The sequence below is a fragment of the Pedobacter sp. P26 genome (assembly GCF_050632135.1).
Lineage (GTDB): Bacteria > Bacteroidota > Bacteroidia > Sphingobacteriales > Sphingobacteriaceae > Pedobacter.
This window is the reverse complement of record NZ_CP192574.1, coordinates 1,902,271-1,915,546: the sequence shown is the minus strand read 5'-3', so window position 1 is coordinate 1,915,546 and position 13,276 is coordinate 1,902,271. Positions and strand designations below refer to the sequence as shown.

Below are 13,276 nucleotides of genomic sequence, written 5' to 3'. Positions count from 1 at the left end.
CAGAATGATTCGAAACATTGTACTTCACAAATACACCAATAAATTAGTGATTTGCATGGTTATGATCGGAATTTTCAGTTTAGTGATATTCAAAGGCCATAGTAGTTCAACTATTATCCAGGAAAACAACTTAAATCAAAAAGACTCACTTCAAAAACTGAACAAACTGCTTGCCGGATCCGTCCCCGATACAAACCGGGTAAAATACCTGATTAAGATTGCAAATCATTTCATCAATCAACAAGAAAACAAACGAGAAAATTTAGCAAAGGCACTACCTTATCTGCAAAAAGCGCACTTTTTAAGTAATCAACTCAAATCTTCAAACTGGGAATTCCATACGCTGATGGTTTACGCCGTGTTCTTGAATAAGCAGCGCTTAAGAGAGCAGCAGGCACTCACCTATGAAAAGGCAATTGCTATTGCAAAAAAAATTGGTAACAAACATTTTGAAGCCAGCGCCTGGTATTCTTATTACATTAATGTTCCTGATACCGTTTCGGATTATAAAAACAGAACATTCTACAATCGGGCAGCCAATGCACATGCCTTATATAAAGAAATCGGCACCTCTTTCGATGACAAATACAAAGAGGCAACGCTCCTCAAAACAATGGCCGACTTCCATCTGGAGGAAGAAAAATTTGATTTATCGATAAAAGAACTTTTCGAGGTGATTGCTTTAGATAAGAAATTCAAACTTCCCGATCTGCCAATGGCTTACGATTTACTTTCGGCAGTCTACGAAAGAAAAGGAGAACTCAGTAAAGCACTGAACTATGCATTGCTCAGCGTAAAAACAGCTCAAAGCAATCATGAGGAAGTGCTTGGCACTTATTTAAACAGAGTGGGTTCTGCTTACGAGGCTATGGGTAAAGCTAAAGAAAGCATTTCATGGTACAGCAAAACCCTTAACGGTCCAGACAAAAAAGACCCTTTCCGCTTTATTACAGCGTATGCCATCACCAGCCAAATGATAAAATTAGGTGAGGCTAAAAAAGCACTGTTTATACTGCAAAAAACATGGAGCGAGGTTGGCAATCCATCAAGTGGGCATCAATATTTTATATTTCTGGCATTTGGCGAGTGTTACGCCGCACTAAAAAAATACGATCTGGCTAAAGTGTATTTTGATAAACTGCTGGAAGATGCTACCTTAAAAACATATTCTAACCCTTTCCAAACTTCAGTTTTCTTCTCAGCCAGCGAATTTTATTTTGCCCAGAACAAATATCAGCTTGCATTAGAATTTGCAGAAAAGGCAAGAGAAAATCAGATCAGCATGACCTTGCCAAGACAGATCCGGTTAAATGAGATCCTTTACAAAATAGATTTATCTACCGATCGTCCGGCTGAGGCAATTATTCACCTGCAAGCCTTTCATAAGCTTAGAGATTCTATGCTTAGCCAGGAGAATTTAAATACTATTGAACGATTGAAAATTGAATTTCAGGCTGCGCAAAAGGAGAATGATAACGAAATCCTCAGAAAGAAATCGCAATTGCAAAGTCAGGAGCTCAACCGCATTCAATGGATCAAAAATGCCACCTTCACTGGTCTGGCCTTTTTAACCATTGTACTCATTTTAATTTATAGCAGGTTTCGGTTGAAAAAGAAACTTCATGACACACTGGTAAAGAAAAAGGCCGATATAGATCTCGCTTATGCTAAGCTGGAAGTTAATGTTCAGCAAAAAAACAAACTGATCGAAGAAAAAGAAAGCTTAATTAAGGAAGTACACCATCGGGTTAAGAATAACCTGCAGCTTACCATGAGCCTGTTAAATAGTCAAAGCTATTACCTCGAAGATTTATCGGCAATTGAGGCCATAAAAGAAAGTCAGCACCGCCTAAAAAGTATTGCATTGATCCATCAAAAGCTTTATCAAACTGAAAATGTTACCACCATAAACATTCAGCCTTATATTGTAGAGTTGATTGAATACTTAAAGGAAAGTATAAACGACGATAAAAAGATCAGTTTTGAACTGGATATTTTAAATCTCGAACTGGACATTTCGAAAGCTGTTCCACTCGGTCTAATTATTAACGAAGCAATTACCAATATTTTCAAGTATGCTTTCCAGGGTATGCCTGGAGGAAAAATTGTAATCAAGCTAAAAGAACAGCAGGAGGACCGTTACGAATTGTTTATTAAAGACAACGGCATTGGGTTAGCACCTGATTTTGATTACGAACAAAGCAATACATTGGGCATCATTTTGATGAAGGGGCTGAGTGCACAAATCGACGGGACTTTTATTATGGAAAGTTACAACGGTGTTTCGGTGAGCCTGATCTTTACCAATTCTAATGAAGATTTATTTTTACCAAATGATTAAACGAGCGTGATGACTGAAAAAATCCTAATCGTTGAAGATGAGTTTATTGTTGCCCACGATCTGCAGATGATTTTGCAGCGTGCCGGCTATCAGGTTATTGGCATTGCCGACTCGGTAAAAAATGCGCAGGCCCTATTAGAAAAACACCAGGTTGATCTGGTTCTCCTGGATATTTACCTTAAAGGCAGGCTAACCGGAATTGATCTGGCGCATGATTTGATGAAAAGCGAAATTCCTTTTATTTATATCTCTGCAAATTCTAATGAAAAGGTTTTGGAGGCTGCAAAGTCTACCTGTCCTTACGGGTTTATTGTTAAGCCTTACCGCGACCGTGATGTTTTGATGAGCATCGATATTGCCAGGTACCGCAAGGAAAACAGCAATAACATGAAAATGAGCAGCGAGCGCTTTATGCAGGATTTTATTGTAGATATCTCAATGAAATCGTTAACCTGGCAAAAGAAAATTCTATCTATTGCTAGTGCTTTTCAACCTTATGTCCCTTTTGATTTTATTGCACTTTCGGGCATCGCAAAAGATGGAAAACGATACAGTGAAATCGGGATTACCAGAAAAAACTTTGATCAGTACGACTTATTTACAGCCAATGAGTTTTTGAAATATACTGGTTTAAGCAGGGCAGAATACGATGCCATCAATCAATTGGTGCCAGAAACCACTGCGGATGCCATTTACATTGGTGATGATTTTGAAGGGGTTAAAAAGGCTGCGCCAATGAAAAACTTAATGGCCAATACCTATCATTTATCTTCCAATCTGGTCAAAACATTCTACCTCGAAAATGGCGATCAAATTAGCTTTTCATTTTACAGCAGAACTGAAAATATTTACCAACCTGCCCATATAGAGCTGCTCAATTTTTTATCGGGCACCCTGGAGAAAAAACTGGTCCATATTGTAGAACTTGAAAAAGTGGAAACACAATCAATTTTACACAAAGAAAGCAACCACTATCTTTTAACTAAAAAAGATTTTGAAAATGTTATCGGCAAAAGTAGCGCCCTATTATCTGTTTTAGATAAGATCAAAATTGTGGCGCCTACGGATACATCAGTTTTAATTACCGGAGAAAGCGGAACAGGAAAAGAAGAAATTGCTAAAAGCCTGCACCGCTTATCACATCGAAATACAAAACCCCTTGTAGCCGTAAACTGTGCTGCATTACCTGCAGATTTAATCGAATCCATTTTATTTGGTCACGAAAAAGGCTCATTTACAGGCGCTATCAATACCAGAATTGGTAAATTTGAAGAGGCCAATGGCGGTACCATCTTTCTTGACGAGATCGGCGAAATGCCTTTCGATCTTCAGGCAAAGCTCCTCAGGGTATTACAGGAAAAGGAAATTGAACGGATCGGCGGCAAAGCACCTATTTCTGTTGACTTGAGAATAATTGCCGCTACTAACCTCAATTTAGAAAAAGAGATCGCCAAGGGCAGATTCAGGCTCGACCTCTTTTACCGCCTTAACGTTTTTCCGATACACATCCCTCCGCTTTGCCGACGAAAAACGGACATCCCATTATTAACGAAACATTTTGTTCAGAAACATGCAATGGCCGTAGGTAAAAACATTCCGGAAATTCCCACTGATTTTATGGACCGGCTGATGCAGTATGACTGGCCGGGCAATATCAGGGAATTGGAGCATATAATTTTAAGAAGTATACTGCTGTCTTCAAATGGGAAATTTAATGCAGATCATCTCGAACTTGGAGCCAAAAACGAGGAACCCCTTTCTCAAAATGGAATCAAAACGATTAATGACAACGAAAGAGATCATATCATCAGGGTTCTGGAGCTATGCAAAGGCAAGGTCGCGGGCATTGGCGGTGCAGCCGAACTCTTGGGCATCCCGGCGACAACATTAAATTCTAAAATTAAAAAACTGGATATCAGACGGTAGTGATATTTAGTAAATCAACGATATATCATCAATTTAAAAAACAATAAATAAAATAAAACACTGATAAACAAAAGCTTAAGGATTGGTATTTTTCTTGACTTAAAGTAACTGTATTAATCTGTTCAAAATATTTTGTTGATGTTGGTTTTTACATTATGCTCGCCTGAAATAGAAAATGAAACAGAAAATCTTAATTGTAGAAGATGAATTTATTGTAGCCAACGATTTGAGAATCATGCTCGAAAAAGCTGGTTACAAAGTGTGTGGGATAGCGCCATCTGTGGTAAAAGCGCTTGAATTAATCGCGACTAAAGGACCCGATTGGATACTGCTGGATATTTTTTTACAGGGCGATAAAACAGGTATTGATTTGGCTGGTCAACTTACCGAAATGGGGATTCCGTTTATTTACATTTCTGCAAATACCAATCAGGGAATTTTGGAGGCTGCCAAAGCTACCCTTCCCTACGGTTTTTTGGTAAAGCCTTTTCGTGAAAAAGACCTCATGGTGATGCTGGATATTGCCCGGTACAGACATGAGCAGGATTTAAAGTACAACCAGCATGCAGAGCCATCATTACACAAACAGATTGAACATATTGTAGAAAAGCAAGCCTCCATTTCGGAACGGCTGAAACAAATAAGTGCAATATTATACCCTGTTGTCCCATTCGATTTCGTTTGGATTACCAAATCGAATCCACGAGCAACTACCAAAGACATTAATATTGTCCGTTCTTCTGACGGAAAATTTAACACACTCAATAACGAAATTTTACTGAAGGAAGTAAATGTTTCCATTCGTGATTTTAAAGCATGGAACAACACAGCGCTTATTCATAACGGGAAATCGATATTTAACGGCTATGATTTTAGGAAGCTGAGGATGGAAAATCCGTGGGTACAAACACTTTCAGATCATTATCAATTAGAATCCGTTTTGGTTACCGAAATTGAAAGAGCAGGCGAACAATTCCAGTTTGTTTTCTTTAACCACCTTTCAGATTTATACACAAAAGTTCATACAGGAATTATTAATCAGTTTAAGAAAAGCCTGGAAATGATTTTAGATCAGGTGATATATGGGAAAGACATTGCCATGGAAATTTCTCCCCAAAATTTATCTGTCATTGAAAAGCCAATCGTTAAAAGGGAAAATGCCGAAATTCCGAAAGATTTTAATGGTATTATTGGCAATAGTATCTTGCTGCATGCTGCTTTCAAAAATTAGAACTGGTTGCACCAGATGATACTTCGGTACTTATTTTGGGCGAAAGTGGTACCGGTAAAGAAAAAATCGCTCAGACCGTCCATAAATTGTCTCCGCGAAAAAACAAACCATTGGTTACGGTAAACTGTGCTGCTTTACCTTTAACCTTAATCGAGTCAGAGCTTTTTGGACATGAAAAAGGTTCGTTCACAGGTGCAAATGAAAAACGGATAGGCAAGTTTGAACAGGCGGATGGCGGTTCGATCTTTTTAGATGAGATTGGTGAACTTACTTTAGAGGCACAAGTTAAACTATTAAGGGTACTGCAGGAAAAAGAAATTGAACGTTTGGGTGGCAATTATACCAAAAAGATAAATGTCAGGATTATTACGGCTCACCAACCGAAACCTGGAAAAAGAAGTATCTGAGGGCCGGTTCCGACTGGATTTATATTATCGGTTAAATGTTTTCCCTATTGAACTGCCTGCATTAAGGCAACGTAAGGAAGATATCCCTGCTTTGGTAAGCTATTTCATTTATAAATTCGGCAAAAAAATTCTTCTGGTGCAACCGGAATTTCAGCTGAAGCACTTCATCAATTACAGGAATACGATTGGCCCGGAAATATCAGGGAATTGGAACACCTGATTGAAAGAACGATGTTATTAACAGAGGGAGAAACAATCACACAGGTAGATCTTCCAGGCTCGTTAACTGCAAAAGATTATACTGGAAGCGACCATTTCAAGATTAAAACCATGGAAGAAATGGAAAGGGAGCATATCCTGAGCATTTTGAAAATGTGCAAAGGCAAGATATATGGACCAGGTGGGGCGGCTGAAATCCTGAATATTCCATCAACAACCTTAAATTCAAAAATTAAAAAACTGGGGATAAAGTTCGAATTTGTTAAATAAGCAGTTAGTTGAGGTTTTAGTCCAAAGTCGGTAGTCTCGAATCCATAGTCGATTGAGTTCCCTGATTAACATCCTGAGCGATCAGTTTTTCAGAAAAACATTGGCGTGGCAATAATAGCTATGAAGTATCGTCATCTCGACCGTAGTGGAGAGATCTTTGAACTATCCTGAAGACCTCTCTCAACTTAAGCCTTAATCTGTCTAACTCTACATATACACAACCTAATTAACCGGTACTTTTCATTGCCTTTTTGGTATGTGGAATTTTGGTATCCGATAAATCAATCTGCATTTCCTCTTGTCTGATCACTTCATCGCTAAACTCTTTTTCCCTTCTTATTTTGTGTAGCTCTTTCCTTTGTACGCGATAAATGTCTTTTAAAATATGGTTGTAAATATCCATTTCGGCGTTTTCAATTTCTTCGCATTCCAGCGATTCTAATCTTTTGGATGCATGGTTTAAGCGATTTTCCAGTTCTTCCTTTAATCCGCGCACTAAAACTATGCCCTCCACCTCCTGAGGATATATTTCCGACAACCGGTTGAGTGCAACCCTTAAAAGCCTGCGCTTAATGGTAGCTTCCTGTTGTTCATCAGAAACCGATGGATCAATCTCCTCAATATGAACCATTTTGATCATAAACGGCAGGGTAAGCCCCTGAAATACAAGTGTTACCAAAATCACCACAAAGGTGATAAAAATGATTAAGTTTCTGTGTGGAAAATTTACATGTGCCGCCGTAGTAATAGGCAATGAAAGTGCTGCTGCCAACGAAACTACCCCCTCATGCCTGCCCATCCTATAATTAAAGGCCCCTTCCAACCCGGATGCGCCTCGCTATTTCTCACTTTTTTAGATAACCAGCGGGGAATAAAAGCAACTGGATAAATCCAGGCAATGCGCAGCACAATTATTAAGGCACTAATTATTAAGCCGTAACTGATGGCCTCCCATAGCGAATAACCTTCTAAACCCGCTATAATTACAGGCAGTTCTAAGCCAATTAAAATAAAAACAAAGGCATTTAGTATAATAGCCAGTGTTGCCCAAACATTTACAGCCTGTAAACGACTTTGTCCATCAACAAAAATTTCATGCGATCGGTACGACAAAAACAGACCACCGCTAACTACTGCCATTACTCCCGAATAATGAAATTGTTCTGCTGCCAGATACATAAAATACGGTGAAATTAACGTTAATGCAGCATCTATACTTGGTGTGGTAGGCAAAAAACGGTGGATAAGATAAAGTAAATGGGCCACCGCCAGGCCAATTACAATTCCCATTGCTGTACTTAGAAAGAAATCGCCGGTGGCTTCTGAAAGTGAAAAATGTCCTGTAATTACCGCAGCCAGGGCAAAACGAAGTACAATTAAACTGGAAGCATCGTTAACCAAACTTTCGCCCTCGAGAATAGTGGTTATCCGTTTAGGAATTTTTATGTTTTTGAGTACCGATGTCGCCGCAATGGCATCTGGTGGTGAAACGATTCCGCCTAATAAAAATCCCATAGCAAGCGTAAAACCCGGAATGATTGATGAAGTTAAAAAAGCCACGGCTAAAGAAGTGATGATAACCAGACCAAAAGCCAGTAAACTGATGGGCCTGCGCCAACGCCAGAAATCGTTCCAGGAAGTATACCAGGCAGCCTCATAAAGTAAAGGAGGAAGAAAAATAAGGAATATCACCTCAGGATCGATAGACATTGCAGGAATTCCAGGAATATAACTAATGCCCAAACCGGCAATAACCAAAAATATAGGATATGAAATTTTAACTTTTTGAGCCAGCATAATAAGCATGAAAGCAACAAAAAGCAAAATCAGGAACTGGAGAAGGGTATAATGCATAGCTTTTCTAAACAAAGAACAAACCATAAATATAATAAACAAATAACCAGCTTGTTGCAAATAAAAAACCACAAAACAAAGAATTAAACTGACGATATATCGTGATTTTACGTTAAAAAACCATCACAATTGGCTAATTAATCATTAAGCTGATAAAATTTCAATGCTATTGAAACCGCTACCTGAAGTTGGTGTTTAATTTAATACCATTATCTTAATGATGTAACCTTAATTAAAATAGTTAATCCAAAACAGACGCTACCATACCATCGACGTAAATTAACGAAATAGCGCAAATAAATTATCAAAACACAAACACTAAACAACTAAAAAACAACAACTTAACGAAATGGATCACAAATTGTAATACAGAAAGCACGAGATATAACATTCAGGTTTAGTGATCAATCAACATCTTTTTTGGTTTTGGCTGATTCCTGGAAACTGCAGCAAACAATTAAAATTAATCTAATAAAAAAGCTATGAGTACAATTAAAGTAAAAGACGGAACTGAAATTTATTACAAAGATTGGGGAACAGGACAGCCAATCGTTTTTCATCATGGATGGCCATTATCTGGCGATGATTGGGATATCCAAATGATGTTTTTTTAAAACAGGGATATCGTGTAATTGCACACGACCGCCGCGGGCATGGTCGCTCCGGCCAAAGCGCAAACGGTAATAATATGGACACGTACGTAGCTGATATTGCGGAACTAACCGCAGCACTTGATCTAAAAGATGCCATTCATATTGGCCATTCAACAGGTGGTGGCGAAGCGATCCGTTATGTTGCTAAATATGGCAAAGAAAGGGTTGCCAAAGCGGTATTAATCAGTGCAGTTACGCCAATCATGATCCAAAACGAAAGCAATCCGGAAGGTGTGCCATTGTCTGTTTTTGACGAAATACGCCAGGGTACTGGTTTTAACAGAGCCCAATATTTTTACGATTTTCCTGTAGCATTTTATGGCTGGAACCGCGAGGGGAAAACCGTTCATGAAGGCATAAAACATAACTGGTGGCGCCAGGGTATGATGGGTTCTGTATTGGCGCATCATGATGGAATTAAAGCATTTTCGGAATCAGACTTTACTGAAGATTTAAAAAGCGTAGAAATTCCCGTATTGGTATTACATGGCGAAGATGACCAGATTGTTCCTTTTAACCAGGCACCAAGAGCAGCTAAACTTTTGCAAAACGGAAAATTAATTTCTTATCCGGGTTTCCCTCACGGTATGCCAACTACAGAGGCAGAAACGATTAATAAGGATATTTTGGCATTTATTAAAGGTTAAGTATTTTAATTCTTCTGTCAAATTGAGCTTGTCGAAATGCCTGCAATTGTATTTAAATAGGTCTTTCGACAGGCTATCAATGACAGACACCAAAAAAAGGTCATCATCTCGACCGAAGCAATGCGAAGTGGAGAAATCTATCAAAAAAGATTTTGCTTCGCAGAGCCTTCAGGTTCTCGACTGCACTCCGCTCGAAATGACGGTAAAGCGAGAGAATTTTTACATGTAGATTAATTACTGTCATTTATATTGATTTTTATAAAATAAATTATCCCTCAGGATGACAAATCATTAAAAAACAGGCGTTATTTTCACCAGACCGGAATCTTAATGCAACTCCAATGCACTAAAAAATCAAGATACTCAAATAAATGAGATGTCACCATCCGATGAAATATCTTACAACATCGGTCTAAATCCCACATTATGATTTCATACAAGGCACAGAGCCTGCACAGACCAATAAAAATGAGCGGGCTAAAAGCTTTAGATTAGCGTTTTTAGCAAAAAAGTTTTCCACACCTGTAAAGTCCAAAACCCGATTTTGTCTATAATCATACTTTAAACAGTTTCGCTAAAAAACAAACAAAAACCTCCTTTAAAAGCACTTAAAAGGGGTTTTACCCCTAAAGAAGAAAATAAAAAAAGTGCCTTTAAAGCCCTTTAAAGGCATGTCATTTCCCCTAATTTTTCCCCTTTTTATTTTTCTCAAAAATGGACAAAAACCTCGAAATCAGTGGAAAACTACTGTTTTTAAATGTCAAAAAAATTTTTAAGACCCCTCAAAAAAATTGATGATTTCAGCTTGAAGTATTTACACAGTTAAATTACAAAATATTAAATTATACTTTAAGGATTTAAAGTATAAAATCGACTTTTCAGAGCATTCAAAGAAAACTATGTTAATAAAATAAATAGCTATATAACAATAATTTATATTCATAAGCCATTAAAACCACAGCATATTTTTCTTAAAAAGCACAGGATGGGGATTATTCCAAAAGTGGCCACTTGTTTTTCTGCAAAGTGGCCACTTTTTTCGGTTTAAAATGACCACTGTTTTCGCTTAAAAGTGATCACTTGGCTCATTTTAAGCGGTTTTAAGGCTTATTTAAAGCCAACTTGGTTCAATGGTTGTTTTTGTGCTCAAGGCAGCTTCAGCGGAGCGCTAAAGTGCTTAAAAATGGTTTTTTTAGAAAGGGTGTTGCTGGAGTTTTTTGTCTGTCGGTTTTTGGATGTAATCGCGCCCCAGAACAGCTTTATTGACTGGATAATCACATCCGGGATGCCGTGGAGCGGAGTTTTGTGCGGATGGGAGGCAAAGCATTGACAAAATTTCTTTTGCGGTGGTTCTGATAGGAATGGATATATTTGGGACTCTTCTCAAGATGTCCTGCTCAAAGTCGGGCTAATCTACGGGTGTACAGTTTGGAACGGAATCCGCTGTCTACTATTACCGAAATCCCCACTCGGAATGTCACTTCTGGATTTTCGCGTATTTATTTTTAGAAAAAATCTATTTAGCAAATACGATCCCCACATTTCACCTTCGGTCATTTTGAGTTGTTCGAGATGATTTTCACTCATATAATCTTCCATGTTCGGGAGCTTTAATAAATTCCCCTTAAAATAACTAATAAAAACCGGGCGGGAAATTTTAAATGCAAATTGTTAGAGTATGAATTCTAGAACTAGCTATCTAACGAGATAAAAATAGCATAGCCGTACTAAAACTGGGGATTTCAGCAAAATTGCTTCTTTTCCACTTCTGGCATTAAATTGATCTCAACAGACACTGTTCGTTCATCAATGCTTTTTAAACGAGAGATAGAGCATGCTTGCTAAATATTGAATATAAAAAATCCGGGGCAACACCAAAAGTGAGGAAGAGCTATCATTAGTAAAATATAATAACCCTGGATAACATCCAGCATTACATGTTCATCATTGAAAAAGTTTAGCTCCCTCTCGTTAAATCACTGAAAATGACATCGTCTAGATTAATTTTTACATATCGGATGTTTATATTTGGCTCTACGATATGAAGATCCTCAAAGAAATTAAGCACAGAACAATGGCAGTTTTAGCTACTGCAATTCTTTTAATTACTACTATTCAAGCTAGCAATGCCCGTCTGCAGATCCAAACAGAAACCGATATTAAGGTCACCACTATCTGTGGGCAATTGGAAGGACAGACACTAAAAAGTGGAATCCATGTTTTCATGGGTATTCCGTATGCGGCAGCGCCGATAGGCGAACTTCGATGGAAAGCTCCACAACCCTTTCCTAAATGGAACGGAATTAGAAAAGCAACGAACTTTGGTTCCCGACCTATTCAAAAGTCCGGAATACTCTACGAGTTCAGATCCGAGGGGATGAGCGAAGATTGCCTTTATCTGAACATTTGGACACCTTCAAAGTCGTTTCATGAGCAAATGCCGGTATATGTTTTTATCCATGGAGGATCTTTTATCCATGGGGATGGCTCTCAAGTGGCTTATGATGGTGAGAGTATGGCAAAACAGGGGATTGTATATGTAAGTATCAACTATCGGCTAGGGGTATTCGGATTTTTGGCTCATCCAGAGCTTAGCCAAGAAAATGCTCAGGGCTCATCGGGTAACTATGGTCTTCTCGATCAGCTTGCTGCTCTGAAATGGGTTCAGGAAAACATTTCCGCCTTTGGTGGAGATCCTAAGCAGGTGACGCTAGGGGAGAATCTGTTGGCGCGCAATCGGTAAGTGCACATATGGCCTCTCCTCTTTCTCAAGGATTGTTTTCTAGGGCTATTGCACAGAGTAGTTCACTACTTGACTCCAGAAAGCTGATTAAAACAAAGGAAGTAGCAGAAAAGATGGGAGTAGAATTTGCGAATTTCACCAAAAGCCAGTCAATTAATAAGATGCGTAAATTAAGCGCAGGTAGGTTGCTCAAACTGGCATCAAAGGGGGACCCAAGAAGATTTAAACCAACTGTAGACGGATATTTTCTAGAAGAATTTCCAATCGATATATTTGAAAATGGCAGACAGGCAAGTGTTCCTCTTTTGGTTGGCTGGAATGCTAATGAAGTGCCATCTTTGGCTTTTTATCGCCTTAAAAGGGCAACACCGGAAAATTTCAGAAAAAAAGTAGAGCGAATCTACGGCAGCGGAGCCCATGAATTATTAGAGTATTATCCGGTGAAGACCAGGCAGGATGCTAGGGAAGCTGGTGCTAAGCTTGGTAGCGATTGGTTGATCAACTTTGGAACTTGGCGCTTGGCCGAGCTTCATGCATCCAAACAACCGGCTCCTGTTTACCGTTACCTTTTTGATCAGCCACATCCTGGACTTACAAAAAAAGTACTCAATAGTGGCAGCCTTCCGCAGCAACTTTTAAAACGATTACTTAACAAAACAATAACAGGGTCTGCTTTTCATGCGGCGGAAATTGAATATGCCCTTGGCAATTTGAATGTTCAAAAAAATTATGCATGGAAAAAAGACGACTATCAAGTTTCATCCAGAATGCAAGGTTATTTTTCAAATTTCATCAAGAGTGGAAATCCAAATGGACTGGATACCGAAAAAAAAGCCTTATAAAATGGCCTATACAGAATGAGGGAAATAGCAATAAATATATGCGTCTAGGCATCGAGGGCTCAGTCGAGATAGAAAGTGATACTAATAGGAAACGCTTATTACTGCTTCAAAAGATTGGTACTACAGAATAGGGAAGGATTATT

General features: G+C 38.6%; 12 protein-coding genes. 10 read left to right on the top strand and 2 right to left on the bottom strand.

Annotated features, from left to right (window positions below; genetic code table 11):
- The first annotated feature begins 4 nt into the window (after positions 1-4).
- From ACQ86H_RS08810 to ACQ86H_RS08785, 6 genes are all read left to right on the top strand, one after another.
- Positions 5-2,341 carry a tetratricopeptide repeat-containing sensor histidine kinase gene (locus tag ACQ86H_RS08810; protein ID WP_431294536.1) on the top strand — a complete coding sequence of 779 codons (2,337 nt, stop codon included), beginning with the start codon at positions 5-7 and terminating at the stop codon, positions 2,339-2,341.
- A gap of 9 nt (positions 2,342-2,350) precedes the next feature.
- Entirely contained in the window at positions 2,351-4,267 is a 1,917-nt protein-coding gene (locus ACQ86H_RS08805) for a sigma 54-interacting transcriptional regulator (RefSeq protein WP_431294535.1), read from the top strand.
- Between the two features lie 175 nt (positions 4,268-4,442).
- Positions 4,443-5,498: a response regulator gene (locus tag ACQ86H_RS08800; RefSeq protein ID WP_431294534.1), complete on the top strand. Its 1,056-nt coding sequence runs from the start codon at positions 4,443-4,445 to the stop codon at positions 5,496-5,498.
- A 35-nt stretch (positions 5,499-5,533) separates the two neighbouring features.
- On the top strand, positions 5,534-5,905 hold the full coding sequence (locus ACQ86H_RS08795; protein WP_431294533.1) for a sigma-54 factor interaction domain-containing protein: 372 nt from the start codon (positions 5,534-5,536) through the stop codon (positions 5,903-5,905).
- Positions 5,853-6,125 (top strand): sigma 54-interacting transcriptional regulator, encoded by a 273-nt coding sequence (locus ACQ86H_RS08790; RefSeq protein ID WP_431294532.1) that lies wholly within the window; start codon positions 5,853-5,855, stop codon positions 6,123-6,125. The genes ACQ86H_RS08795 and ACQ86H_RS08790 overlap by 53 nt, the downstream gene beginning before the upstream one ends.
- Complete coding sequence (locus ACQ86H_RS08785; RefSeq protein WP_431294531.1) at positions 6,113-6,394, top strand: hypothetical protein; 282 nt, start codon at positions 6,113-6,115, stop codon at positions 6,392-6,394. The genes ACQ86H_RS08790 and ACQ86H_RS08785 overlap by 13 nt, the downstream gene beginning before the upstream one ends.
- A 226-nt stretch (positions 6,395-6,620) precedes the next feature.
- Here ACQ86H_RS08785 and ACQ86H_RS08780 read toward each other — a convergent pair whose 3' ends face one another.
- Both ACQ86H_RS08780 and ACQ86H_RS08775 read right to left on the bottom strand, forming a co-directional pair.
- Positions 6,621-7,193 carry a hypothetical protein gene (locus ACQ86H_RS08780; protein WP_431294530.1) on the bottom strand — a complete coding sequence of 191 codons (573 nt, stop codon included), beginning with the start codon at positions 7,191-7,193 and terminating at the stop codon, positions 6,621-6,623.
- Positions 7,172-8,248 carry a cation:proton antiporter gene (locus ACQ86H_RS08775; RefSeq protein WP_431294529.1) on the bottom strand — a complete coding sequence of 359 codons (1,077 nt, stop codon included), beginning with the start codon at positions 8,246-8,248 and terminating at the stop codon, positions 7,172-7,174. Before ACQ86H_RS08775 ends, ACQ86H_RS08780 begins: the two co-directional genes overlap by 22 nt.
- Before the next feature lie 482 nt (positions 8,249-8,730).
- On the opposite strand from ACQ86H_RS08775, the gene ACQ86H_RS08770 reads away from it, so the two are divergent.
- The 4 genes from ACQ86H_RS08770 (at position 8,731) to ACQ86H_RS08755 (ending at position 13,133) form a co-directional block, all read left to right on the top strand.
- Positions 8,731-8,862, top strand: a complete 132-nt coding sequence (locus ACQ86H_RS08770; RefSeq protein WP_431294528.1) for an alpha/beta fold hydrolase — start codon at positions 8,731-8,733, stop codon at positions 8,860-8,862.
- Positions 8,835-9,548, top strand: a complete 714-nt coding sequence (locus tag ACQ86H_RS08765; protein ID WP_431294527.1) for an alpha/beta fold hydrolase — start codon at positions 8,835-8,837, stop codon at positions 9,546-9,548. Before ACQ86H_RS08770 ends, ACQ86H_RS08765 begins: the two co-directional genes overlap by 28 nt.
- Positions 9,549-11,589: 2,041 nt before the next feature.
- Positions 11,590-12,291, top strand: coding sequence for a carboxylesterase family protein (locus ACQ86H_RS08760; RefSeq protein ID WP_431294526.1), 702 nt, complete (start codon positions 11,590-11,592; stop codon positions 12,289-12,291).
- 8 nt (positions 12,292-12,299) lie between these two features.
- Complete coding sequence (locus ACQ86H_RS08755) at positions 12,300-13,133, top strand: carboxylesterase family protein (RefSeq protein WP_431294525.1); 834 nt, start codon at positions 12,300-12,302, stop codon at positions 13,131-13,133.
- Positions 13,134-13,276: the final 143 nt, after the last annotated feature.

Coding starts and splice junctions, on each gene's coding strand:
- ACQ86H_RS08810 (WP_431294536.1), top strand. CDS start 5: ATGATTCGAAACATTGTACTTCACAAATACACCAATAAATTAGTGATT.
- ACQ86H_RS08805 (WP_431294535.1), top strand. CDS start 2,351: ATGACTGAAAAAATCCTAATCGTTGAAGATGAGTTTATTGTTGCCCAC.
- ACQ86H_RS08800 (WP_431294534.1), top strand. CDS start 4,443: ATGAAACAGAAAATCTTAATTGTAGAAGATGAATTTATTGTAGCCAAC.
- ACQ86H_RS08790 (WP_431294532.1), top strand. CDS start 5,853: ATGTCAGGATTATTACGGCTCACCAACCGAAACCTGGAAAAAGAAGTA.
- ACQ86H_RS08780 (WP_431294530.1), bottom strand. CDS start 7,193: ATGGGCAGGCATGAGGGGGTAGTTTCGTTGGCAGCAGCACTTTCATTG.
- ACQ86H_RS08775 (WP_431294529.1), bottom strand. CDS start 8,248: ATGCATTATACCCTTCTCCAGTTCCTGATTTTGCTTTTTGTTGCTTTC.
- ACQ86H_RS08770 (WP_431294528.1), top strand. CDS start 8,731: ATGAGTACAATTAAAGTAAAAGACGGAACTGAAATTTATTACAAAGAT.
- ACQ86H_RS08760 (WP_431294526.1), top strand. CDS start 11,590: ATGAAGATCCTCAAAGAAATTAAGCACAGAACAATGGCAGTTTTAGCT.
- ACQ86H_RS08755 (WP_431294525.1), top strand. CDS start 12,300: ATGGCCTCTCCTCTTTCTCAAGGATTGTTTTCTAGGGCTATTGCACAG.